Origin of the sequence: Novipirellula herctigrandis, from assembly GCA_007859835.1 — a bacterium.
In the GTDB taxonomy this organism is placed as follows: domain Bacteria; phylum Planctomycetota; class Planctomycetia; order Pirellulales; family Pirellulaceae; genus Novipirellula_A; species Novipirellula_A herctigrandis.
Genome location: SJPJ01000001.1, coordinates 6588296 through 6612873, shown reverse-complemented (window position 1 = coordinate 6612873; position 24578 = coordinate 6588296). Strand labels below are relative to the sequence as shown.

The 24578-nt window shown below is 53.4% G+C and carries 24 protein-coding genes; 10 read left to right on the top strand and 14 right to left on the bottom strand.

Annotated features, from left to right (window positions below; genetic code table 11):
* Positions 1-2: 2 nt before the first annotated feature.
* A complete protein-coding gene (locus tag CA13_RS24215) occupies positions 3-665 on the bottom strand; it encodes an FHA domain-containing protein (protein ID WP_146401076.1) in 663 nt (220 codons plus the stop codon).
* A gap of 233 nt (positions 666-898) precedes the next feature.
* Positions 899-2113, bottom strand: coding sequence for a class I SAM-dependent rRNA methyltransferase (locus CA13_RS24210; protein WP_146401074.1), 1215 nt, complete (start codon positions 2111-2113; stop codon positions 899-901).
* Positions 2114-2396: 283 nt separating this feature from the next.
* On the opposite strand from CA13_RS24210, the gene CA13_RS24205 reads away from it, so the two are divergent.
* Complete coding sequence (locus CA13_RS24205) at positions 2397-2681, top strand: 4Fe-4S dicluster domain-containing protein (RefSeq protein WP_146401072.1); 285 nt, start codon at positions 2397-2399, stop codon at positions 2679-2681.
* Positions 2682-2822: 141 nt separating this feature from the next.
* Here the strand turns inward: CA13_RS24205 and hemQ are convergent, their stop codons facing one another.
* Positions 2823-3707: a hydrogen peroxide-dependent heme synthase gene (hemQ, locus tag CA13_RS24200; protein ID WP_146401070.1), complete on the bottom strand. Its 885-nt coding sequence runs from the start codon at positions 3705-3707 to the stop codon at positions 2823-2825.
* Positions 3708-3978: 271 nt separating this feature from the next.
* Between hemQ and CA13_RS24195 the strand changes: the two genes are divergently transcribed.
* From CA13_RS24195 to CA13_RS24160, 8 genes are all read left to right on the top strand, one after another.
* Positions 3979-4668, top strand: coding sequence for a helix-turn-helix transcriptional regulator (locus tag CA13_RS24195; RefSeq protein ID WP_146401068.1), 690 nt, complete (start codon positions 3979-3981; stop codon positions 4666-4668).
* A 48-nt stretch (positions 4669-4716) separates the two neighbouring features.
* Positions 4717-5532, top strand: coding sequence for a Fe-S cluster assembly ATPase SufC (gene sufC / locus CA13_RS24190; RefSeq protein WP_146401066.1), 816 nt, complete (start codon positions 4717-4719; stop codon positions 5530-5532).
* A 123-nt stretch (positions 5533-5655) separates the two neighbouring features.
* Entirely contained in the window at positions 5656-7062 is a 1407-nt protein-coding gene (gene sufB, locus CA13_RS24185) for a Fe-S cluster assembly protein SufB (protein ID WP_146401064.1), read from the top strand.
* 165 nt (positions 7063-7227) lie between these two features.
* Entirely contained in the window at positions 7228-8532 is a 1305-nt protein-coding gene (sufD, locus tag CA13_RS24180) for a Fe-S cluster assembly protein SufD (protein ID WP_146401062.1), read from the top strand.
* 156 nt (positions 8533-8688) lie between these two features.
* Entirely contained in the window at positions 8689-9009 is a 321-nt protein-coding gene (locus CA13_RS24175) for a metal-sulfur cluster assembly factor (protein WP_146401060.1), read from the top strand.
* A gap of 27 nt (positions 9010-9036) precedes the next feature.
* Positions 9037-10062, top strand: a complete 1026-nt coding sequence (locus tag CA13_RS24170) for an ATP-grasp domain-containing protein (RefSeq protein ID WP_146401059.1) — start codon at positions 9037-9039, stop codon at positions 10060-10062.
* 6 nt (positions 10063-10068) lie between these two features.
* Positions 10069-11091 carry a hydantoinase/oxoprolinase family protein gene (locus CA13_RS24165; RefSeq protein ID WP_146401057.1) on the top strand — a complete coding sequence of 341 codons (1023 nt, stop codon included), beginning with the start codon at positions 10069-10071 and terminating at the stop codon, positions 11089-11091.
* Between the two features lie 10 nt (positions 11092-11101).
* Complete coding sequence (locus CA13_RS24160; protein WP_146401055.1) at positions 11102-11701, top strand: amino acid kinase family protein; 600 nt, start codon at positions 11102-11104, stop codon at positions 11699-11701.
* A gap of 117 nt (positions 11702-11818) precedes the next feature.
* On the opposite strand, the gene CA13_RS24155 is transcribed toward CA13_RS24160, so the two are convergent.
* The 3 genes from CA13_RS24155 to tilS are packed head-to-tail and all read right to left on the bottom strand — an operon-like array spanning position 11819 to position 15602.
* Positions 11819-13663 (bottom strand): tetratricopeptide repeat protein, encoded by a 1845-nt coding sequence (locus CA13_RS24155; protein WP_419194757.1) that lies wholly within the window; start codon positions 13661-13663, stop codon positions 11819-11821.
* A 47-nt stretch (positions 13664-13710) separates the two neighbouring features.
* Positions 13711-14574, bottom strand: coding sequence for a 3-deoxy-8-phosphooctulonate synthase (gene kdsA, locus CA13_RS24150; RefSeq protein WP_146401053.1), 864 nt, complete (start codon positions 14572-14574; stop codon positions 13711-13713).
* 50 nt (positions 14575-14624) lie between these two features.
* Complete coding sequence (tilS, locus tag CA13_RS24145; RefSeq protein ID WP_419194756.1) at positions 14625-15602, bottom strand: tRNA lysidine(34) synthetase TilS; 978 nt, start codon at positions 15600-15602, stop codon at positions 14625-14627.
* A 482-nt stretch (positions 15603-16084) separates the two neighbouring features.
* On the opposite strand from tilS, the gene rny reads away from it, so the two are divergent.
* Positions 16085-17653 (top strand): ribonuclease Y, encoded by a 1569-nt coding sequence (gene rny, locus CA13_RS24140; RefSeq protein ID WP_146401049.1) that lies wholly within the window; start codon positions 16085-16087, stop codon positions 17651-17653.
* A 237-nt stretch (positions 17654-17890) separates the two neighbouring features.
* On the opposite strand, the gene CA13_RS24135 is transcribed toward rny, so the two are convergent.
* From CA13_RS24135 to CA13_RS24105, 8 genes are read right to left on the bottom strand one after another with little or no spacing between them, the layout of a single operon-like run.
* The gene (locus tag CA13_RS24135; protein ID WP_419194755.1) at positions 17891-19183 is read right to left on the bottom strand and encodes a DUF1559 family PulG-like putative transporter; all 1293 of its coding nucleotides are present in this window, start codon (positions 19181-19183) and stop codon (positions 17891-17893) included.
* A 20-nt stretch (positions 19184-19203) separates the two neighbouring features.
* Complete coding sequence (locus tag CA13_RS24130; protein ID WP_146403864.1) at positions 19204-20127, bottom strand: DUF1559 family PulG-like putative transporter; 924 nt, start codon at positions 20125-20127, stop codon at positions 19204-19206.
* Positions 20124-20516, bottom strand: coding sequence for a hypothetical protein (locus CA13_RS24125; RefSeq protein WP_146401044.1), 393 nt, complete (start codon positions 20514-20516; stop codon positions 20124-20126). The genes CA13_RS24130 and CA13_RS24125 overlap by 4 nt, the downstream gene beginning before the upstream one ends.
* Complete coding sequence (locus CA13_RS24120) at positions 20513-20977, bottom strand: type IV pilus modification PilV family protein (RefSeq protein WP_146401042.1); 465 nt, start codon at positions 20975-20977, stop codon at positions 20513-20515. The genes CA13_RS24125 and CA13_RS24120 overlap by 4 nt, the downstream gene beginning before the upstream one ends.
* Positions 20970-21491 (bottom strand): hypothetical protein, encoded by a 522-nt coding sequence (locus CA13_RS24115; RefSeq protein WP_146401040.1) that lies wholly within the window; start codon positions 21489-21491, stop codon positions 20970-20972. Before CA13_RS24115 ends, CA13_RS24120 begins: the two co-directional genes overlap by 8 nt.
* Positions 21478-22596: a type II secretion system F family protein gene (locus CA13_RS24110; RefSeq protein WP_419194754.1), complete on the bottom strand. Its 1119-nt coding sequence runs from the start codon at positions 22594-22596 to the stop codon at positions 21478-21480. The genes CA13_RS24115 and CA13_RS24110 overlap by 14 nt, the downstream gene beginning before the upstream one ends.
* Positions 22593-23519: a hypothetical protein gene (locus CA13_RS35575; RefSeq protein WP_419194753.1), complete on the bottom strand. Its 927-nt coding sequence runs from the start codon at positions 23517-23519 to the stop codon at positions 22593-22595. The genes CA13_RS24110 and CA13_RS35575 overlap by 4 nt, the downstream gene beginning before the upstream one ends.
* Positions 23513-24469: a type II secretion system F family protein gene (locus CA13_RS24105; protein WP_419194752.1), complete on the bottom strand. Its 957-nt coding sequence runs from the start codon at positions 24467-24469 to the stop codon at positions 23513-23515. Before CA13_RS24105 ends, CA13_RS35575 begins: the two co-directional genes overlap by 7 nt.
* Positions 24470-24578: the final 109 nt, after the last annotated feature.

Below are 24578 nucleotides of genomic sequence, written 5' to 3'. Positions count from 1 at the left end.
CCTCAACTAGGCCAATCAGGGTCAGCGATTTTCCGCGCCATTGCCGAGAGGCATGCTTGGGCATCAAGCAACCGTTGCCACGCCGAAAATTTCAGATGGACCTCGTCGTTGGCCTCGTCCGTTTTGGCTCCATCGATCAACTTGTGCAACCGCGACTGCAAGTAATCAAGGATCTCGCAGAGTTGAGCTTTTTGCCCTGGTGACATGTCATCCGGAATCGATGGCACTTCCATGATTTGAATGACGTCCGCCGGATAGGGCGACTTCGGTTCTTGGTTCAATTCCACGGCGATTGAACTATCTGACGATGACATTTCGCGACTCAACGTTGGGCTGTCGTTGCCCATCGCCGCCAACCGTGCAGCGATTTGTTCTTCGGAACCGACCAGGATCAAACTTCGGCCGACCGCGATCAAATCACCATGCCGCAAAATCTTCAGTTGGCATTCGGTCCCGTTTACCTTGGTCCCATTGGTGCTGTCCAAGTCGGTCAGGACCAAACGGTCGTTGTCTCGTTGCACTTTAAAATGGCATCGGCTAACGCGTTCATCGTTTAGCTGAATATCGTTACCTTCTTCACGTCCGATCGTCAGCGGCGGCTGCAAGTCGTCATATACTTTGCCACGGTCAGCACCATGAAGAATTTTGAGGGTCACGCCCGGCATGGAGGGAATCCGAAGGGGGAAAAGTAGGGTGATCGCGTCGTCCAAGACGCTAAAAAGTATAGACCGAAATCGATGACGCTGTAAGGATTGGGCGTTTCTTTATCGTTGGGACCAAGGGGCTTAATCGCTGGGACCAAGGGTCTTAGTCGCGGGGATCAAGGGCAGTACCAATGCCCCGCTGCAAACACCAACCATCCAGAACATACGTTACTCTGAATCAATACGCGTCAAAATCACTCAACTTGTGCAATAACACATTTCAAGTAATCGGTTTCTGGACAAGATATCGCGATCGGATGATCGGGCGCGGGGCCCCGATTCTCCAGCATAATCAGATCGCGACGTCGTCGACGGCCAACATCCAAAAGCATGTTCAAAAAATCAGTTCGTGAGACACGTCCCGAGCAACTGCAAGTGACCAAAACACCACCAGGTGGAAGTAAGTCAACCGCCATCGAGTTGAGCCGGCGGTAAGCGCGCAGTGCCGTGTCGACCTGATGCCGATTACCCGCGAATCGGGGTGGATCGAGAATGACCGCATCGAACGACTGGGCTTCCTCGCCAAGCTTCTTCAGCTCGGCAAAACAATCCGCCATACGAAAGCTTGATTGGCCGAAGGCCTCGCCATCAAGTCCGTTACGAGCAATCGATAGCTTTGCCTGCTCGAGCGCCGGGGCACTGGAATCGATTCCCGTAACCGAAGCGGCGCCATGCTTGAGTGCCAACAAGCCAAAGCCGCCGTTGTAGCAGCAGACATCGAGCACATTTCGGCCACTCATGTATTGGGCCGCCGCAAGATGATTAAGGCGCTGATCAAGATAGCCACCCGTCTTTTGGCCTTCGTGAAGGTCAACTGCCAATTGCAGGCCGTTTTGGGTGTATAGCACCGGTCCATCAGCGTTGGCTCCCTCTAACCATTGGCCCTGGGGTTCGACACCCTCATGTTTCGAAGTCTTCTCATCCATTCGGACCATTACACTGCGAGCCGACAAAGCGGTACGAAGGTGATCCAAAATCGCGCCTTGCCAACGCAACATTGCTCCGGCGGTAAACTGCACCCCTAGGCAATCGGCGTAGCGATCGACGATCAATCCACTCATTAGATCCGATTCGCTGAAAATAGCCCGTTCAGCTCCCTCGGGATCGAATGGGCCAGTCAAACGACGGCGAGCGATCGCCGCATCGATCCGTGATCTCCAAAGCGACTCGTTAATATCGATATTCGCATCAAAGGTGTACAAACGAATCCGCAAGCGGCTCTTTGGATTGATCACCCCACGAGCGACCCAGTTGCCTTCGAAATCGAGCAAATCGACGACTTGCCCACAATCAAGGTCGTCGCCCAATTCGGCTAGGGCGTGAGCATGAACCCAAGGATGGCGGGCTAAAAAAGGAAAATGACGCGATGGTTTGAGCCGAAGCGGGACGGGAATGTCAGAGATGGCCACGCAGATTCCTAAAGGAGACAGTAATAAAGACGGCAATTCACGGGGAAAACAACAGGCTTGCCCATTTTCGCGAACCCAATCGATTGGATGAAGCTCTTTATCATGCACGATTCCATCGAAAATCAAAATGCCCGCTCGCCACAGAACACGAAACTGGGCACAATAGGCATGTTTAGAGTGCAGAGGCCGGAGTGTCCGACCGATAAATCCAACGTAGCGGGAGTCGCTGTTTCGAAGCGTCTCCGTTGCACCACGAATAGCAAGAAAGAAAGGTCACATACTCATGACACACGTTGTTTGCGAGCCATGCTCAGGATGCAAATACACTGACTGTGTAGTCGTTTGCCCCGTTGAATGTTTCTACGAAGGCGACCAAATGCTGTACATCCACCCGGAAGAATGCATCGATTGCGAAGCATGTATCCCCGAATGTCCGGTCGAAGCAATCTTCCACGAAGACAATGTCCCCGAGGAATGGAAGAGCTATACCGAACTTAACGCTGAAAAAGCGGAGTCGGATGAATGTGACGTGATCACCGAAAAGAAAGAACCTCTGTGCGACGACTAAGTCCGCAGAACACTTCGTATCGACGAAGTTCAAAGCCTGACGAGTTCAAAGCCTGACGAGTTCAAAGCCTGACGAGGAAAACTCGTTAGGCTTTTTTTGTATCGTCTTTCTGTATCACTGCTCGTTCAAAACACTGCTCGCTTACTTCATGCGGCAGTGCTCGATAATTTCGTCCGCCGTCGCCTTGTATCCAACATAAAACGGCCCGAATTCACCGTATTTTGCGCTCGCTTCATCGAATCGCATTTTATAAACGATATCCTTCAAATATTGCGGATTTCGCCCCCAAAGGGTCACCATCCATTCCCAATCATCCAGCCCAACGCCGACCGTAATTAATTGGCTCACTTTACCCGCGTACGCCATGCCACTTTGGGCATGTTCGGCCATCATCGCGTTGCGTTTGCTAAACGGTTCGGTAAACCAATTCGCACCAACGACCCGGCTTTTGTTCATGGGATAAAAACATGCCGACGGCCAATCGGGAATTTCTGGCCGAAGTCGTTGCTCCATCATCATCGGCAAACGTCGCTCGTATGCGTTCATCTTTGCCACCAATGCCGGTGAATCGGGCTCCGCACCACTCGCGATCAATCGTTCGCGGTACTGGTCCAATGACGGAACATATTCGCTAATCTCGCTCATCGAAACAAACGACCAAGTCGCTTCGACAAACTGCCCAAGCGGCGGCGCCATGATCTGTTGATGAACCGCGTCGACCTTGGCGGGATCCGGATCCATCGCCATAACTACAAAATCCGCCCGATGACCGCTCGTCCAATATGCCCCTAATCGCTCAGGCCCTTCGCCCGATTCAGAATGCAATGCCGCACGGAATTGATCCTGACAACTTCGACTCAGAGGCCCGCAAATCAATTCGCGGCGGAATCGATACATCGTATGGCCACAGTGCCAGCCCTGTTCGGGAATAGTCGATGGCTCGGGCAGTGCTGAGCCGTGGTGGCCTGGACGCGCAGGTGGACGCGGGGGGCTAGATGGACGGTGGGGTTCAGGAGCGGATGTCATGAGACTTCGGTACGAATGGAAGAAAAAGGGGGGATAAACCAATCGTGTCAAACTTAGCCCAGCGGCTGACCGGCTGGAAGCCTAGCCCCCATTTTGGCAGGGCCAAATCGAACCCTCGGGGCGTTTACTGGGAACCCAGCGGCCTTTAGCTAGCTTCAGCGGAATCTCACCTGCCATTTTTAGCAAGAGGCGTTGTCAAAAAAGAGTTCGACGTAATAATACCACCAAACATAGCGATCACGTCCGCCACTCCACATCCGTCCTCAACCCGATGCCTAGCACCCCAAATACCATCTCTCAGCCTGAGTCTTTGCGATCGGTTGATCGAGCTTTGCTTGTTGTGATGCGTAGTGGCGAAGCGTTCGGAGTTGGGGAATTGACCGAACAACTTGGTGTGACCGCGACCGCCATCCGCCAACGGATCGAGCGTTTGTTGGAGATGGGGTTGATCGAGCGTCAAAAAATTGTCGCGGGACGAGGTCGGCCGACATTTGAATACCAACTGACGGTTGATGGCCATCGCAGTGCTGGCGCGAACCCGGCGGACTTGGCCGAAGCGATGTGGCAAGAGATTTTGGCAATTCCCGATTCTGAGATTCGGCAAAACGTCCTTTCCGCTGTCGCGGCCCGTTTGGGACGACGAGTGGCTGAGGGGATTCATCGAGCCGCGATCGACGATGAATCGCTTGAATCACGTATGAAACGCGTCTCCGAAATGTTGGCCGAGCGTCACATTGCAGCGGAGATTTCGCATACAGGCGCGCTGCCTGTCATCGACGTGGGGGCTTGTCCCTATCCGTCGCTGACCGACACCTCCGACGACCGAGCGATGTGCCGTTTGGAAGAGGAAATGCTCTCCGAAGCACTTGGCCGCCCGGTACACCTTAGTAGTTGCCGTCTCGACGGTGATCACCTTTGTCAATTCGCAACCGATACGTCATCGGTGGATTCATCCAATTAACGTAAACCATCCATTCCTTTTCAAAACTCGAAACCTTTCACATCAAGCATGACACACGTACTGCAAATCAAAAATCTGCACGTCTCCGTTGGTGATAAACCGATCCTTCGCGGCGTAAATCTATCGATCAATCATGGTGAGACTCATGCTTTGATGGGGCCAAACGGCAGTGGCAAGAGTACGCTCGGACTCGCAATCATGGGCCATCCTGGCTACGCGGTGACCGAAGGCGCAATCACGATGGACGGTGAAGACGTTCTGGCAATGGCTCCTGACGAACGAGCTCGTTCTGGCATTTTCTTGGCTTTCCAACGACCGATGGCGATTCCGGGGGTCAAAATGGCTGACTTCCTTCGCCATGCAACAACCAATGTGCGCCGACCCGACCGCAAAGAAGGCGAAGAACTGATTCCGATGCGTGAGTTCCGCGCCGAGCTAAAAGAAAAGATGGCTCATTTGCGTATGGATACCGAATTCGCTCGCCGTTACGTCAACGATGGTTTTTCGGGTGGCGAAATGAAGCGAGCCGAGATTCTTCAACTGGCAATGCTGCAGCCGAAATTCGCAATTCTTGACGAAACGGATAGCGGTTTGGATGCCGACGCAGTTCGCTTGGCGAGTGAGTCAATTGCCGAGATTGGTCACGGCAAGATGGGGCTATTGATCATCACGCACCACGACAAATTGCTTGAGCACAATCCACCGGAATTCACGCACGTGATGCTGGGTGGTCGCTTGGTTGAAACAGGCGGCACGGAATTGGCCGATGAACTGCATCGTCACGGCTACGACCGTATCCGCAAAGCGTACCCTGAAGCAGAAGCAGCAAATCAAGAGATGCTTGCCGAAGAAGCAACTGTTTAAAACGTAGGCCGGAGCGACCCATGGGAGTTCTGGCACAAGCCTCGACGAAAACGCAAACCACGCAACATGCCAGAACTTCTCTTGATTGTTCCGGTCTAAAAATGAACGAGTTAGGAAATAAAGATGTCTACTGACGTAACTGAAAAAGCTGAAGTTGGCGAAATCAACAAATACAACTTCCGCACCGAGACGACCGGAGTCTTTAAGGCAAAGAAAGGGCTCAGCGCTGAGGTTGTCAATCAAATCTCGGATATCAAGAACGAACCCGATTGGATGCGGAAATTCCGTCTTGAGTCGTTGAAGAAATTCGAAGAACGGCCAATGCCCAATTGGGGCGGGTCGATCGACCTCGACTTCCAAGACATCTACTACTATCTCAAACCAACATCCGGCCAAGGTAAGTCGTGGGACGATGTACCTCAGGAAATTAAGGACACGTTCGACAAACTAGGCATTCCTGAAGCCGAAAAGAAGTTCTTGGCCGGTGTGAAGGCCCAATTCGAAAGCGAAGTCGTTTACGGTTCGCTTGAAGAAGACCTTGCCAAACAAGGTGTAATCTTCACCGACACCGATACGGCTGTACGCGAGCATCCCGAACTACTGCGTGAGTACTTCGGCAAGATCATTCCGCCAGACGATAACAAATTCGCAGCACTCAATAGCGCCGTTTGGTCGGGTGGATCGTTCATTTACATTCCCAAGGGCGTCCACATCGACTTCCCACTTCAAGCCTATTTCCGTATCAACGCGGAAAGCATGGGCCAGTTCGAACGGACATTGATCATTGTCGATGAAGGTGCCAGCGTGCACTATGTCGAAGGCTGTACCGCGCCAATGTACACAACGGAAAGCCTTCACAGTGCCGTGGTCGAAGTGATTGTCAAACGCAACGCGCGGTGCCGCTATACGACGATCCAAAACTGGGCCAACAATATCTATAACCTCGTCACCAAACGTGCCTACGCCTATGGCGATGCAACGATGGAATGGGTCGACGGGAACTTGGGCAGCAAATTGACGATGAAGTACCCGGCGGTCCACATGATGGAACCGGGTGCTCGCGGTGAGATATTGTCGATCGCATTTTCGAGTGCAGGACAACATCAAGATGCGGGTGCGAAGTTAGTGCATGCGGCTCCCAATACAACGGGCCAAATCATCAGCAAGAGCATCAGCAAAAATGGCGGACGAAGTAGCTATCGCGGTCTCGTTCGCGTCGAACCTGGGGCCCACAACAGCAAGAACAGCGTTGTTTGCGACGCTTTGATTTTGGATCCTGAAAGCCGCAGCGATACGTATCCTTACATTGAAATCTGTGAACAAGATGTTCAAATTGGACACGAAGCAAGCGTTTCGCGAATCGGCGAAGAGCAGATGTTCTATCTGCTTAGCCGCGGTCTGACCGAGCAAGAAGCAAGCACGATGATCGTCAATGGCTTCATCGAGCCGCTCGTAAAAGAGTTGCCGATGGAGTATGCAATCGAAATGAATCGCTTGATTCAACTGCAAATGGAAGGAAGCGTCGGCTAAGCGGCCACGGCTTCACGAAAACATTGCGGAAGTTGCTGAGACTTTCGCGGAAATCCCCTAAGCCACCGGACTCTCCGCGGGCTCGGCTATCGGCCGATATTCCCGAATTCTCTGCGACTTCGGCCACGACGAAACATCTATATTACCACCACAACCTGACTTCTGATGACTCAAACGACCTCTCTTACTTTTGATTCCGTCGGCTTCGAATCGTTCCTCCGCTCGCGAACGGAACCACAATGGCTCATTGAGCTCCGTCGCGACGCTTGGCAACATTTCGAAGCGATGGCATGGCCCGAGCGTCGGGCGGAAGAATGGATTCGCACCGATATCCGCGCTTTCAAGTTAGATCGATTTGGATTGCCCGCATCGGAATCACGCGACGTGCCTTCGAAAGCACAACTGCGTCAGGGGGTCGACCTCGGTGGTTTGATCGAAACGGTCGATAGCTACGTTATCAGCGAATCGCTAGACCAAGAACTTGCCGATAAAGGTGTCATCTTTTGCGACCTGTCCAAAGCCAGTCAAGCGCATCCCGAAATCGTTCGTCCGCACTTGTTTACGGCGTTCGATCCTGATTGTGACAAGTTTGCAGCACTGCATGCAGCGTTCTGGGCTGGGGGGCAATTTTTGTACGTGCCACGCGGCGTCGTTCTCGACAAACCGCTGTACATCGGATCGATGATGAGTGATGGTGGAACCGACACGACCCATACGCTCATCGTGCTCGATGAAGGTGCGGAAGCAACCGTGCTTCACGAATCAAACGGTGTTGCCGAAAAGTCCAAAGGGCTGCATGTCGGCTCCGTCGAAGTGGTTCAAAAGGCCAACTCGCATTTACGCTATGTCAATTTGCAGGAATGGGGCTACGGCGCCTACCACTTCGCTCACCAAAAAGCATTGGTAGGCAAAGACGCGACGATCCAGTGGACGATTGCGGCAATGGGGTCGATGCTGTCGAAGGTGAACCAATCGGTTGATCTCGTTGGCCCTGGTGCTGACAGCCAAGTCAACGGAGTCATGTTCACCGAGGGACGGCAACATTTGGCCTACCACACTCAGCAATACCACCGCGCACCTTCTTGCCATAGCGACTTCTTGTATAAAGCAGCTCAGCAGGACAAGAGTCGAACCGTTTGGCGAGGGATGATCAAAGTCGATCCGATCGCCCAAAAAACGGACGGATATCAACGAAACGACAACCTTGTTTTGTCCGAAGCGTCCCGAGCGGACTCGATCCCAGGCCTGGAAATTGAGGCGGATGACGTGCGCTGCACTCACGGCAGCACCACGGCGAAGGTCGATGAAGAGCAAATTTTTTATGCCCAATGTCGTGGGTTTACGCGGAAAGAAGCGACACGAATGATCGTCAGCGGCTTCTTCCAGCAGATTTTCGATCGAATCACGATCCCAAGCGTTCGTGACGCCCTTGGGGCTGCGATCGCCCGCCAGGTGCGTGAATACGAATAACGGCTGCGAAATCGCTCAGTCTTCCCTTAAGCGGCTATTTTGGTAGAATTCAAGACATTGGTTGGAGCCGTTTGGGCGTGTGACCCCAAACGCTGGCGACTTTTATTCCGCCGCCTTCCATGTCGTTTCCGATAATCAACAGGCAACGAACGTCCCATGGCACTTGCAGAAGATAAAGTTCGAGAGGCTTTGAAACAGGTCATTGACCCCGAACTTTTCGTAAACATCGTCGATCTTGGATTGATCTATGAACTTCGCGTCGGCGACGAGAAAGAAGACGGTCGCCACGACGTGCAGATCGACATGACAATGACGAGCCCGATGTGTCCGGCTGGACCTCAATTGGTCGCCGGAACCAAGTCGGCTGCCGAGGGACTCGATGAAGTGGATTCGGCGGAAGTCAAAGTCGTTATGGACCCACCCTGGTCCCCCGATTTGATGACCGATGATGCCCGAGACCATCTCGGCATTTTTTAGGATTTCTTTAGCTGGCATCAAATTAAAATGCGTATTTTCGTGGGCGAATACACGTGCGGTGGCGGGTTGGCCGACAAGGATTTAGTCGACATACCTTCCTCACTTCGCGACGAAGGCTCCGCAATGCTTCGTGCAATTGTCACGGACTTATCGGAGTTCGCCGACGTGACAGCTCCCCTTGATCCGCGTTTCGACGTGGAACTCGATGCGGCGGAAATTGTCCCAATGCGTTCGGACTTGGCATTTTTCGGCCAATGGGTTGCGGCGGCTCGCAATTGTGACGCAGCTCTAATAGTTGCACCCGAAAACGATGGAATACTGGCTAAATCGGTGGCCATGCTGCGTGCCGCTGGCGTTGATGTGATCGCCGGAAGTGGGGATTTCCTTCGCGTTGCGAGCGACAAACTTCAAACCGCGAAAGTGCTCCTTTCGTCAGGCGTGGCTCACCCCTACTATGTTGCGAGCTCCGACAACCGTTACGAATCGGAAATCCAAGGTTACGATCGGTACGTGCTGAAGCCACGCGATGGTTGTGGCACACAGCAAATCCGCACGTTCGATTCGTATGACGAGGCAAGAGCGGAATTGAAGGATGATTTGCTTCTTCAACCGTGGGTTTCTGGACGAGCGATATCGGTATCGTTGGTTGCGTCGGGCCAACACCAAGTCTTCTTGCCCGCAGTCAGCCAAATGCTCGAAAGCGACTCGTGTGAATATGCGGGCGGACAAGGTCCGCTTGACGACGACTCGCAGTCACGAGCCGCCGTGTTGGCGTCCCGTGCGATCGCAGCCATGCCGCCAACCGTTCATGGGTTCGTCGGTCTTGATTTATTGCTTGGAGATTGTGCCAGCGAAGACTACGTGGTGGAAATCAACCCACGCTTGACAACCAGCTACGTCGGTTTGCGTCAGATGATTCAGGGAAACATAGCAGCAAGACTTTTCGATGTGGAAACGGGCCCCGTTTCCTGTATCGCAGGAGTGAACTCGGTTCGCTGGACACCAAGCGGCCAAGTTTGGATCAATAACGCCGCAATCGCTGAACCGATATAGAGCGGAGTGACACATCCAAAACGCATTCTCGGCATCGATATTGGTGGTGCCAATCTTAAGCTAGCGGATGATCGTGGTCATACGCGTTCGCGATCGTTCGCTTTGTGGCGACACCCCGATCAACTCGCCGATCAGCTGTGCGAAGCAATCTCATTCTTTGAAAATCCAACGTCGATCGCCGTGGTCATGACCGGCGAATTGACTGACTGTTTCGTCGATCGCATTGAAGGCGTCGCCCACATTGTCGCCCATGTTCGCACGGCCGCCAAAAAGTGCAAAATTCCGAGCACGCATTTCTACGGCGTCGATGGACGCTTCCGCGAATCCGTTTGCATTGACAAAGAGGCCGATTTGTTGGCAGCCGCAAATTGGCATGCATTAGCAAATTTCGTTGGTCGCGAGATTTGCTCGACCGGGTTGCTTGTCGACATTGGTTCTACGACCACCGATATTATCCCCATTCTTTCAGGCCGAGTCGCCACGCAAGCGAAAACCGATTACGACCGACTCACCGAAGGCTCGCTTATCTACGTCGGATGCCAACGGACACCGGTTTGCGCGATTGTCGACTGCTTTGAGTTTCGTGGAAAACGCTGTCCGGTAATGAACGAGGTGTTTGCAACAATCGATGATGCCAGAATTGTATTAAAAAATGAACCGGAGCATCCCCAAGACAATGAAAGCGCTGACGGCAAACCCCGCTCACGCTCCTTCGCGACGAACCGATTGGCACGCATGATTGGTCTTGATCGTCGGACGGTTTCGAGTGGAGAGGCAGTTCCACTGGCAAAACAAGTGATGCAAAACGCCATTGATAGAATCGATTCATCAATAACCAAGGTCTTGGAACTCCACGGACTATCAACAGATACGTTCGTGATCAGCGGTCATGGAAGCGATCTATTGAAACCATGCAAGGACAAGCTGCGAATCCTCCTCGCGGATCAGCTCGGATCGTCCATTTCTCGATGTGCGCCATCGTACGCAGTCGCCCGATTGTTAAAAGGCAAACAGCAGCCGACGATTTGAATGTTGCCCTATGAACCAATCGCTTCCAAAGAAAACAATACGACGCGTCATCAAAATTGGCGGTAGTTTGTTGTTGCGAAAGGATTTGACACGCCGCATGCCGCGTCGTATCAAGGAAATCGCTCACGGCCAGCCATCCCAAAACGTGGCCATCGTCGGCGGTGGTGAACTAGTCGACGCCGTTCGCAGCTTGGATCAATGCCGATCGCTCGATGCGACTCAAACGCACTGGCGATGCATCGAATTGTTGCAGCACACGTTCGAAATCTTCCATCAGTGGTTTCCAACCTGGCACCGAATCGACTCGTTGCAACAGCTTCACGGTGCGACGGATGTCGGTTTTGTAACCGACCGACCAACGCTTGTCAACGTCAATGCCTTCTACAATCGTGAAAACGCATTTGACCTACCGACGGATTGGCGAACCACAACGGATTCGCTGGCGGCGTTATTAGCAAAACAAGTCGACGCAGCCGAACTCGTCTTGCTAAAATCCTGCGAAATCGATGGTTCCCGATCCACCACGGAATTAGCAAGTGCGGGAATCATTGACACCACGTTGCCAAAATTCAATCCAGTGGATTGGAGACTTCGGATTGAGCAGTTCTAGACGTGAAGTTAGAAGTTTCTCGCGATAGGATTCAGACGAATCAAAACCGTTGGCCCTAAATACTCAGCCTCACCAATGCGAGAGATTCGCAGGCAGTTCATGAAGGCCCACGTTCATCTAATCACTAACCGACTTTGACAACAATCGAGCTCGGATTCGATTTCCGTGTTCTTGTAAGTTGCCGTCGTTTTTGTAGAGTTCAATCGCATCGGATTCTCCGTCCAAATGCTCGATCGCACGACCGAGATTGTAACGGGCCGCGGGGACCCAACGTGAGACTTGACTTTTATCAAGCACGCGTTTTCGGAACCATGTTTCAGCATTGTCGAAGCGTCCGTCGTCGTATTGAATTAAACTCAGCCAATACGTCGCGGTTTGCTTGCCCATTCGCATCATCGTTTGTGCTTGCTGCAATTGACGATCGTAAATTTGGGGATCCTGGCCAAGTTCACGTCGCACTCCGTAGGCTTTCTGTAACTCGACATCGATTCGCAAATCCTCAATTTCAAACTCGGGAGCTCGCATCTCGAGATAGAGCGGTCGGGCCCCTTTTACATCCCCTTCATCATTGGTGTCAAATTGTCCGTGAAGGTGACGCCAGCGAGCGAGTGCAAATTGCTTGCTCGACCGCATTTCCGATTCCAATACGGCCCACCGCGAAAAGAACCAAAATGCCAATAGCGGATCACGTTCCGCAGCTTGCTCAACCGTCTCCTTGTACACTTCGGATTGAACCGGGACCGCCCACAGCCGAACTCCTGCCACTCCGCCAACATCATCGAGTTTCTTCCCGATAGCATCAACGTCGTTGTAGAGTGCCATTCGTTTCTCGCCAGTCAAACGTGACTGCAAGTGTTTCATCCGGCCACTCATCGCAACCGGCGAGACATTCAGCAGGGCAATGTTTTGCTGGACATCTGGCTTGCTATACGGGTAGTCAAAAAAGCCGGGAATGTTTAACCGACGCATCACTGACGCATCGGTTCGTGCTTGAGCAAGCGTGGCAATCCCGATCTGGTCGGGACCAGAGATAAACATGCCAAGCGACGGTTCGAATAAGTAAATGTCGTCGCCGATTAGAACCCCCACCGACCATGGTTGTAGCTCGCCCGTTTCGGTTGATTGGATCGCCAAGACCGCGGCGACAATTCCCGCTTGATTACATAGCTGCGTAAACACACCTGACCGCTGCAACGCATCGCCAGTCCCACGCCAAATCGCTTGATAATCCGTTTGCCGATACCCAGGACCTTGGAAAACCATCCCCAACGGGAACTCCGGTGGAGTGATCTGCATATTGGGAAGCTCAATGACTGGCTCAATCGCAATATTTCGAATCGTCCAATCAAATAGGCGGCATGCTGTTTGAAGCTTGCTCGTGTTGGCCTCGCCCAACGTCGCCTGTTGGTCCGCCAACCACTGCGTCAGCAACACATCATCACTAGGCGGTGCATCGACCCAATTCTGGATCGTTTGAAACAAATACGCGTCTCGTAAATGGTCCACGTCGTTTTTGATGAAAATGTCGCCACGAAGTTGCTCATCAGCAAGTGTTTCGGGCACCAAGTCCTTGATCGTTTTGAACATTGCTGGGATCACCGACGGTGACAAGTCTTCCTCAGGGATCGGATTCGCATCGGTCCAACGATTGAGGTGATAGGTGATTTGGCGCCGCGATTCGTCGGGGTTCAATTCGATCAATCGCGTCAGCATGTTGTGAACTTCCCCCAAATGGTCCTGCTTCGTTTGGGTCTGTAGCCGCGTTTGCCGCTGAGCTTGGATCTCTCGCACAACATCCGAATCGTCACCGCATCCGACGACAAACATGGCGATGAAGGCCAACACAAAAAACGAGACCGATCGATTCAACCAATCAGCCTCCCCAAACCGCATGGTCGGGAAATGGAGTCGCCACCAGCCGTTGGCGAGATTTGAAAGTCGAGCAGGGATGATTGGAGCCATTGTGAATTCTTCAAACGCCTCGTTTGCCGCTCGTGAAAGCGGGTTCGCTATTGCATGATTTCTTTGGCGACGCGGTGCAGTCGAAGCAGCCGATCGATCATTGGCTCAAAAGCAGCCAGACGAATCATGTTCGCGCCGTCACTTGGCGAAGAATCGGGATCGGGATGCGTCTCAAAAAAGATCGCGTCGATACCGATTGCTACGGCGGCGCGAGCCAAAGGTTCGACCATTTCGCGATTTCCGCCCGTCGCCCCCCCTAAACCACCTGGACGCTGGACGCTGTGAGTGGCGTCAAAAACGACCGGCACGCCGAGTGAACGCATGATCGGTAGGGACTGCATATCGTTGACGAGCCGCCCATAGCCAAAAAACGTCCCTCGCTCGCAAAGCATCGCCCCGCCCGATCCGCTGGCCTGAACTTTTTCGACCACGTATTTCATATCCTCGGGCGACATAAATTGGCCCTTTTTGACATTCACTGGCCGACCTGTCTTCGCCGCAGCAACGACCAAATCGGTTTGCCGAGCCAGAAAAGCGGGGATTTGAAGCAGCGAGCAAACTTCCGCAACCGCCGCTGTCTGGTCTGGCAGATGAACATCCGTCGTGACCGGCAATCCACAATGCATCTTGACATCTTCTAGCATCCGCAGTCCCGTCTCGATTCCCGGTCCGCGGCGGGCATCGACGCTCGTTCGGTTGGCTTTGTCAAAGGAGGCCTTAAAGACGACGTTCACGTCATCACGCTCGTTGATTTTCGCCAAGCAGTCGGCAATCTCAAACGTACGTTGTTGGGTTTCTAGGACACAGGGCCCCGCGATCAACAGCAGCGGTTGACCATCGCCACAGCGATACGGGCCGACAGCAACGGGAGCGACAACGGGCACTGGGCTTGAATATGGGGATGTGTTCATTCCGCCATCTTTAATGATCGCTCAAGCTTCGGCAAGGGATTGAGTTTTACTCATATCGGAGTAATCGTCACATGGTCGCCACTTGCCCGCACATCCAAACCACCGGGCAACTGATAGCGTTGGCTAGACCGACCGGCGATTGTGCCCACAATCGATTGCCAATGCGACTTCGTCATCTCACCAAGCGCCCAATTCCGATCGCCCCAAATCCGTTGCAGTGCTGCTACAACGATCGCCCCATCCGTCCGCGAATCGCGTCTCAATCGCAGCGTATCTGCTTCGCAAGCATGCCCGTCTACGCAGATATGAATGTCGATCCACTCCGAAGCCGCCGAATCAACCAAGTCAAGCCAATCCCGTTGAGATTCCGACGCTCGCGAAATCGCCGCTTCCGCATTGGGATATTTTGATGTAATCATGGGGATCAATTTGTGGCGAATCCAATTCCTGCGGTAACGCGGGTCCTGATTACTCGCGTCTTCTCGCCAAGAGCAACCCTTGTGGCGAAGTCCCGCGCGAATTTGCTCACGTGTGATTGCCAACATTGGCCGCACCAGCACCAAGTCATCGCCGAGCGAGCGATGGGGAGCGATTCCCGCCAACCCAGTTGGCCCGGTGCCGCGAAATAAATGATGTAACACGGTTTCCACATTGTCGTCCGACGTATGCCCCAGCGCGACATAACGTGCACCGACATTTTCGGCCTGAGTCCGCACGAACGCCATCCGATTTTCGCGGAGTGACGCTTCGTCCGTTACATCGGAGCCAACGATCCTTTCGACCACGATTGGCACATCAAGCGATTGAGCCAAGTCACGTACGAATGCTTCATCGGCGTCCGACTCTTCTCCTCGGATCGCATGATTCAAGTGGGCTGCGACAATAAACCCTCGACGGCCCTCCGCAGGTTGCTGGGACCGAATTTCGCACAACCCCCTTAGCAGCCCGACACTATCTGCACCGCCGCTGACCCCGACTACCACACCGACGTTTCCCCAGCGTGAGACGGGCCACCGGCGTGAAATCATTGAACAAAACGCTTGCCAATCGGATGGCTCAAACGGGCCATCTAGCATTGCAACGACTCATCCACCGGCCTCAAAAATCCAATAACATAAAGTGTACGCATTTACATATTCCGTCGCATATTTAGACGCATCTACTCAGAATTCTGAATCCGTTGTTTCGCAGCAATAAGCCACCTGTTAATCTGGATTGTTCATCGTTCGGCTCGAAAACAGCGGTACAAACGGCCGTTTCTGTGGCGTTCGGTGTTACAAATTGAGACTTACAACCAAAAATTCCTCTGAACAACAGAATCGAATTCGCTACGATTCTTTACCCAACCAATCCATCATGTGGACCTTTTTCTTACTACTAGTCGCTCGGATTAACGTTCCATGGACATGCGCCAGCATCGCCGGTGGCGCCGACCGAACCGAATCGGTTGCAAAACAAAAGATTGCTTGTGAAGGTAGATTCTGGTGTTCTCGTTTCCGAGGACATGACCATGATAGCCGCTATCGAGACGACAATATTGTATTGCTCGCTCGCTTTTTTCCTTGGTGCCGCAATCGTAGCAGGCATTGCCCAACGATTGCAGGTTACTCGCCGTAAACAGATCCAACAGGAAGCTGACAAACTTCTAGAATCGACCAAGGTTCAAGCCAAAACACTTCGCCAAAAAGCCATTCTGGACGGTAAAGAGTCCGTCTTGGCGATTAAGGCCGAAGCTGAGAAAGAAATCGCCGCTGAGCGAAAACAAGTACTGCAACGCGACGCGAAACTCGATCGCCGTGAGGAATCGTTGGTGCAGCAGGAGGAAGGTCTGCGCAAACAGCAGCGTGGACTCGAAAGCACCCAAACACGACTCGACACTCAACTGCGCAACGCCGGCCAACAGCGAGCTCAGCTCGAAGAAACGGTCAAGCAGCAGCAAGTGGTCTTGGAACAAGCCAGCGGCATGACCCGCGAAGAGGCCAGCGAGAAGCTGCTCTCGACACTCCAACAAGATCTTGAGCAAGAAGTGGGCTCGGTCCTGCTCAAACACCAAAAGCAACTGAGCGAAACCGTCAAAGCACAGGGCCGCGAGATGCTGCTGACCGCGATCCAGCGATACGCATCGGCGCACACAGCCGAATCGACCACCAGCACCGTTGATGTCCCGAGCGACGACATGAAGGGCCGCATTATCGGCCGCGAAGGTCGCAACATCCGCGCTTTTGAAAAAGCGACGGGCGTCGACGTGATCATCGACGACACACCGGGCGTAGTGATCGTCAGTGGATTCGATCCGGTCCGCCGCGAAATCGCGCGTCAATCGCTCTCGCGCCTGATCAATGACGGAAGAATCCATCCCTCGCGAATCGAAGAAGTGGTCAAAGAGGCAACCGCCGAAATGGACGACTTTGTTATGCAGAAAGGCCGCGAGGCCGCGGACGAAGTCAACATCAACGGTATTCACGACCGCGTCCTGCAAATGCTCGGCAGGCTCCACTTCCGAACCTCGTATAGCCAAAACGTGTTGCGGCATAGTGTTGAAGTCGCCTTCATCGCGGGGCTACTTGCCGAGATGCTCGGAATGGATGCAACCCTCGCTCGGCGCTGCGGACTTCTGCATGACATCGGCAAAGCGGCCGATCACGAGCTCGAAGGGGGACACCCCAAAATTGGTGCCGACCTGCTTCGCCGACACAACGAAGGGCCTGAAGTCGTTCATGCCGCATTGGGGCATCACGACGAAATCGTTACCGAACATCCCTACACGATGCTTGTCGCAACCGGAGATGCCTGTAGCGCGAGCCGCCCAGGGGCTCGTCGCGAATCGCTGGAACGGTATATCAAACGAATGGAAGAACTTGAATCGATCGCGGAGCGTTTCTCGGGCGTTCGACAAGCCTATGCAATTAGCGCTGGCCGCGAACTTCGCGTGATTGTCAACAGCGACAAAACAAGCGACGAACAAGCGGCAACCATTTGCCGAAACATCGCCAAGGCCTATGAACAGGAGCTAACGTATCCAGGCGAAATCAAGGTCACGGTGCTAAGAGAATCACGGTTTACCGAAACAGCTAGATAAAAAACGGAGTCGTACAAAACCTGACTTTCATACGCGTCATCCTCCGCGATTTCAGACTCGACCGGAGGAGCCCAACGCGACAGAACGAGAAGTTTCTAAAGCATTCTCATCATTAACGTGGGATCACTGTAGCCCACATTGAGATAGCCCAGCATTGAGATGCTCTCAAGGATCGATGAAAAGACACCTCTGTGGCAACTCGGGTGCCATGCCAATTCAGCGTTACTGGATTCAGCGTTACTGCACCGACCTGGTTTCAAACCCGATTGCTTTCCATTCTCCGCTGAATCGCGTCCCTAAAGCTCCCCATAATCCGAACGGGCTCTTGCTGCCGGGCGGATTAGAGCCTCCGTCGAACACGGTACATTGGTTCGTGTCTCCCGCGTCGATGCTGTCGGTCACAAACACAATCGTCCCGTCGACCATGCAAACGTGCGCACCACCTTGATGACGACTACTGGCAGTCAAAACGCCTGAGGATTGGTCGTCGTCTTTCTCGAGAGTGATCTCGCGGTTGGGAGGCAAGATCGTATTAAAACCAGTATACAGGGGCATGCCATCCGCCCATCGATACCCGCGCCGCATTCCAGCCGAGCCAAGCAACTTGCTATTATTGAATTGATTGACCCAAAAGCGGGGACGCTCAACATCGATCTTGTCCGTATCTCGTGCCCACGTTGGATGACAACGAAGCGGAGTGCCGGCGCCAGCCAAAGGGCCCGGAATCGGCATCGTCCGCGTGTCTTTGTCTCCCAAATCGGTCGCAATCTCTCCGAGAAGAATCGTCGTTGATAAGCCATCGCTGACATCCGAAAGCCGCGTCACCACTCGCGGCACAAAAACGCCTCTCATCGATGCATTCGTTTGTTTTGCCAACTCCGGGTCATAGACGAAACGACCATTGACTTCTTTGAACGGCCCTGTTTCGGCCGCCATCATGCCATCGCCAAAACAGGCGGCATAGTTCGACCGTCCAATGGACGGTAACCCCTCGCCGGGATCACTTGGACATCGATACGTCGATACGTCATGCCACGGCCCGTATTGATACACGAACGGTTCCGGACCTCCGGCAACCCAATTCTTCGGCTCCCCGTCGGCGTCCATCGAATCACTTTCCGACGCTTCGTCCATGCCTCCCGTCCCATACTCATCCATGGACCAATCGTCATACCCCATTGAGTAACCCATGTCATAAGAGTAGCCCATCGAGCTATCCATTTCGTCGCGTGGTAACGCTTGCTGGATTTCTTCCCATCGCGGCTGCTCGTCGATCATCGGCAATAGGGCAACGAGGAAACTCAATCGCCGATCGTTATCTTGCTGTGCCTTCGTGCTTCCGTCGGTGCCCGACAATTGCACAGGAAATTGATCAAACGAAGTGTGGTAGACGTGCGTGGCAAGACCAATTTGCATAAGGTTGTTTGCGCAACTGGTCCGTCGAGCCTGCTCGCGAGCCGATTGAACCGCTGGCAGAAGCAAGCCGACCAAGATACCAATGATTGCCACAACCGAACAAATTTCGATCATGGTGAAAGCGTTCCGCCTGATCATTCGCTTTGATCCTCTTCCGCTTCGGCTGGTTTCGTCACTTCGACCGGTTTGGTTACGGGTAATGATTCGCTTGGTGGCTCGATCGTCTTCCATTGAAGGGGTACCTCACCATCGGCACGCGTCCCCATTTGACGAAGCACTTCCAAATCGGTCGACTCGCTCATGAATTTGTAATCGCCTCCACCCATCAATAGATGAGCACCGCCAGGATGATCACTGGCCAAACCACCAACGTACGAGATATCCGCTTCGAGATTAAAACTTTCCTGACCGCGAACGCGAACGAGCTCAGCATTAATTCGATGCCCCATATTGCGGAGGCTCGACCGCGTACCACTGATCCAACCCAAATCTTCTTCGAATCGCGACAGTTTTTCGCCGAGAAACGCAGTATAAGAAAGCCCGTCCGTAATGTCGTCGTCTCGCACCGGAATGTTCAAGAACAAAACTCCATCGTTGGTTTCATCAATAGGGGTTTCGATCGAAGCGTGTATGCCCGCGTAGCAAGTCGTGTTTTGACGCATCCCTGATTCCGAAGGGCATCGGAGCGTCGGAATCGCCAAACTTCGAACATCCGCGTTGCTAGGTGCATAAACACTCACGTCACGATCGATTGCGTCATAGACAGCTTGCGCGTCGAGCGTCGGCAAGATGCCTGTGATCCAGTTGTGATGGTAGCCAGCGGCCTCATTTCGAATCGGTCCCGATTCGGCAATCGTACCCATCGGGTAATGCGTGTGTCGTAGCGAATAAGCGGACAAGCCGAGTGACAATTCGACTAGATTCTGCTGGCATGCGTTCCGTCGCGACAACTCGCGCAAGTTCTGCATCGCTGGCAGGGACAACCCCACCAACACGCCAATAATCGCGATCACGACCAACAACTCGACCAGCGTAAAACCGATGTTTCGCTTTCTCATTCTTCATCCTCTTCAGTTGTTTCGTTGGTTTGGATCGCTCGCGTTTCGGAATCAAGCGTGACGAAATCGAGCTTCTTATCGCCACGGAACCAAACGGCCGTTCGTTTTGTTTTGTCGTCGCTGACGTTGACGATGATCCGCTCTGACGGAGTCACCGGCAATTCAAGTTCCACCACGGAACCATCAACGTTTTCGTCAAAGATCGGCTTCGCGGCATCGATAGCGGCAATCATCATTCGCACACGCTGTCGTTCCGTGCCGCCACGGCGCGAGGAAACTTCGGCTTTGACCATCGTTCGCACCGCTGCCACAACAACGAGTAAAACGAGAATCACCAGCAGCAAAAACGCTGCCCCCGATCGCGGTTGAGATTGAATTCGCTGTTTCATCTTGCCGCCTCAATTACCCAGGCTGGGATCACGCCCGCATCCGTCAACCGCACCGAAACACGATCCGAATCGACCTCAACGACGCGAGCGTCCGATTTGGGAAGAAGAAACGCATCGACCGACGAGGGCGAATCACCGCCGGTAAACACGCTGCGGCGAAGCATCGAATGCGTCGCATCGACTTCATAGCGGATACGCATTTGGTCACTCTGCAACTCAAGTGGAAAACCGTCGCTTTCAACATCAATTTCGTCCGCCAAGCTTACATCAGCACGTAGTCGATCAGCCAATCGTTCGGCCGACCGGCGTGCTTGGTTCGCCTGGTTCCCCTGCCGTCCAATTTCGGTCACCGAACGCAAAATGCCTGCTGCCGTGACGCCAAATGTCAACAACACCGACATCGTCGCCATGATTTCGATCAACGTGATCCCGCGACGATTGCAGTTTGCCACTCTACTCATCATCGTCTCCCGTTGTCTCAAAACGCCAATCATGCAGAGTGACCGACACGCTATCCGATTGCTTTGCTCGGACAACAAAATGGACGCCAGTCCGTTGGTTTGATTCAAACAGTTCCGTTTTGACATCCACATCGCATTGACACGTTTCTGAAATCGCTTTGGAGATCTCGTCGGACGAACTGTCGATCAAAGCAAACGGCAACGCCTGCAATCGCCCGATTGCATTTTGTGCTGCAAGGGTCACTGCCAAACGTCCGTTGGCTTGTTCGTTGAGTACCTTCATGGCTTTGGCAAACTTCAATAGGGCTACCGTTGCAGTCACTAAAAGCACGGCTGAAATCGCAGCTTCGACGAGCAAACTGCCTCGTTTGCGTCGTGCGGATTGCCGACGGCCCGCATATCGACGGCCCGCATATCGACGGCCCGCATATCGATGGCCCGTTTGTCGATGGCCCGTTTGTCGATGGCCCGTTTGTCGATGGCCGGTTTGTCGATGGGTATTACGCAAGTCCACGAATCAAATCCGTCAACGAAAGGAAAAAACCGGTCACATACATCATCACCAATGCCCCAATCACCAGAATCACTGCGGGGAAAAACAGCTCCATAAACCAACGTGCATTCGCACTCGCATCTCGCCTGTCTTGGTCCGCAATGGATCTCAATAGTTCAGCGGTTCGCTGCGGCGATGCGTTGGCAAGCCATTGAGCGTCCTGGCCGTTAATCCATCCACATTTCTGCATCGCTGCGACCGGCGTAGCGCCTTGTTCGACTCGAATCAATGCTCGCTGAAACTCGGCTCGCTCGTTTGCCTTGGTCGAAATTGACTGGCCAATGGCAAACACTTTTTCGACCGGAAAGCCTGCCTCGATCGCATCGGCAAGTCCTCGCAACCGCTCCGACTTTCGCTCGGCAAACCGAGGCAGCAACGGCATAAAGATTCCAAGGAAACGACCAGTGCTGAAGACGGGAATCACCACCAGCATCAATGCAACCAATACCAACAGCCCCCAACTGATCCACGGCCCCGATAGGAGCCAACGATATTCGGAGGTCGCCATACCAAATTCCTCGAGCATTTTCTCGATCGTTGGAGTGATAAACACCGTCATAAACTTGAACACCGACAGCGTAATCAGCGCCGTGAGCACCAAATAAATGAATTGACCGTAGAGGGGAAACGTCGTCGTGTCCGCGCTGTAAAACTCGTCTCGATAATCGCGCCGACTTGTTTTGGATTCCTGCGTCTGTTGTGCGGCTGAACTTGGAATTCGAAGCGCGATTGCGGTCGACAATTCCAGTGGCACCCCTGAAACCGCTGCGGCTTGCAGCGGCTCTTGACCTGCGCGAAGTCGCTGAGCGTATTCATAACATTGCCATCGCATCGGTCCCGAGCGAGCGAAGGACGACACCACTTTTTCTAACCCTTTATCCTGGCCCGCAACGGTCCGGATCGCCGAATTCATCATCCGAACATAATGACCACGACGACGATAGCGAAAATCTATGATTGCCGAAGCAAACAGAATCGCAATGATGAGACTAAAAAGCGATGGTAGAAGGAAAAGCACCAACAACACGGCAACGGCATAGGCAATCCCTGTGTAGATTTTCCTCATGTCAGTCCTCCGATTAAACGAGTGACCGTCACCCAAAACCATCCAAGTGAACTGGAAATCGCGAACCAAATGATAAAACCAGCCACGACTGTCGATAGGAACGGCATCGACTGAGTCAAAAGCGTCAAACGCCCTTTCGCAACCCGATAGAAATGGTCTGACGCCAATTGCCATTGCTGAGTGGGATTCTCGCCCGTTGGATCGATCAACGATTCGAGCATCGCAACATCGTTGCGTGAGTAGGGGGACACACCGCGAACCGTCTCCCCTCGCTCAACTCGCATTGCTGTTTCCGTTAACCATGTACGGCTGGTGCGATTCTGGACGACTTTGGCCGCCGTCGAGTAGGCCTCGGGATAGGTACAACCAACCGCAAGGAGCCGGGTGACCGCATCCGTCGCAGTGGACCAATCGATCGCGGAACTTGTTGATCGGTAACCGGGAAAGAAGCCAAAAAACGCCCCGATGATGCCGCCAACGACCACCACCAACGAGACAACGACCATCAAACCAGGAATCCAAAAAAGCCGCCATCCGCTATGGCCGTACACATCGTCCAACCCCATTTCAGATGCCATCTGATAGACATCCATCGACAATTTCACGCCGATGACACTGCCAACGATCGCCGCGACGGCAACCATCAGCCAACTGCTGATCGTGCACGATCGCGCTCGCCAAATCATCGCTCGGCGAACGTGCTGTCGCTCGAGCCACTCGATCGCATTGGCGGATTGAGAATCGGTCGGCAAGTCAACCGACGCCTCCGCAGGACGCGTCTCCCCAGGACGCGTCTCCCCAGGGCGCACCGAACCGCTACACGCAGTATCGCCACCTGGCGAATCGCCCGCGATTGAATCACAAGCACCTAGCAAACGCTTTGCCACTGGATCGAGTTTCGCCTTGGAGCGTTCCGTTACCATTGCGCCACCTGACGATAGATTGGGCCCATCACCCACCAAACATAGGAGATCGCCAAACCACCACCAATCACAGCCATTGCAATTCGTGGCAACAAGCAAGACAAAAGGTAAACGTGGCGACGTGATCGCTCGGCGTACATCGCAGCCAAATAGTGAAGCACCGATACGGTCAATTGCTTTTGGTTGACATTGCCAATCGCTTGAGCGGGAATGTCCGCTTGTGCCAGAATCTGCTCCATTTCCGGGGATTGCATCGATGGATTACCAATCGATTGCATTTCGCTATCGCCTGATAACTGTGCCGCCGAGCGAATCGCCACATCATCGGGGACATCATGCGAAATCTGGTCGGCCAACGAGCTACAAAAAAGTCCCATCCGAACCGAATGCGGAAAATGGTCTCGCCATCTCAGTGCAAAGTATGCCAACAAACACAACACCGCGAACACAATCGGCGGCCATACCCAATTCACCTGCAGCCAATCGGCGGTCGCAACAACCCAATCTGCCCAAGCGATTTCCCCGTTGTAGTTCACTCGAACCGTGTTGCCCCGAATCACCGGCGCAAGAAAAAAGACGGCGACTCCGTACCCAACAACAACCAGGAGCAGCGGATAAAACCAAGCGAACCAAAGCGAACGCGTATATTCAGAACGACGCTTCAGTTGCGCCGCAAAACGCTCGATCAATTCAGGACTGTTCGCCTTTTCGCTTGCCGAAACCGACGCCGCCACCTGAGTCGCCAAGGAAGAATCGAGTGACTGGACCGCAGAGTCAAACGACTCGCCTCGTTCAAGACGACCAGCAATCATCGATGCCGTTTTAGAGACACGTCCGAGACGGTTTCTCTCGAGCCGACGCATCGAATCGGCCAACGGGATGCCCCCACGCATCGCACTAGCGATCTCTTCCAACAACGACGCGAATTGCAAATCGGAAAGATTAGCCACAAGGAAACCAAAAACAAGAGTCCAGCAGGTCCAAAAGCTCCCCTCACGATAGGCTAACGGAAAAGAGGACGCAACTAGGAGGAGAGGGCTACACGCAGACAAAACAGCC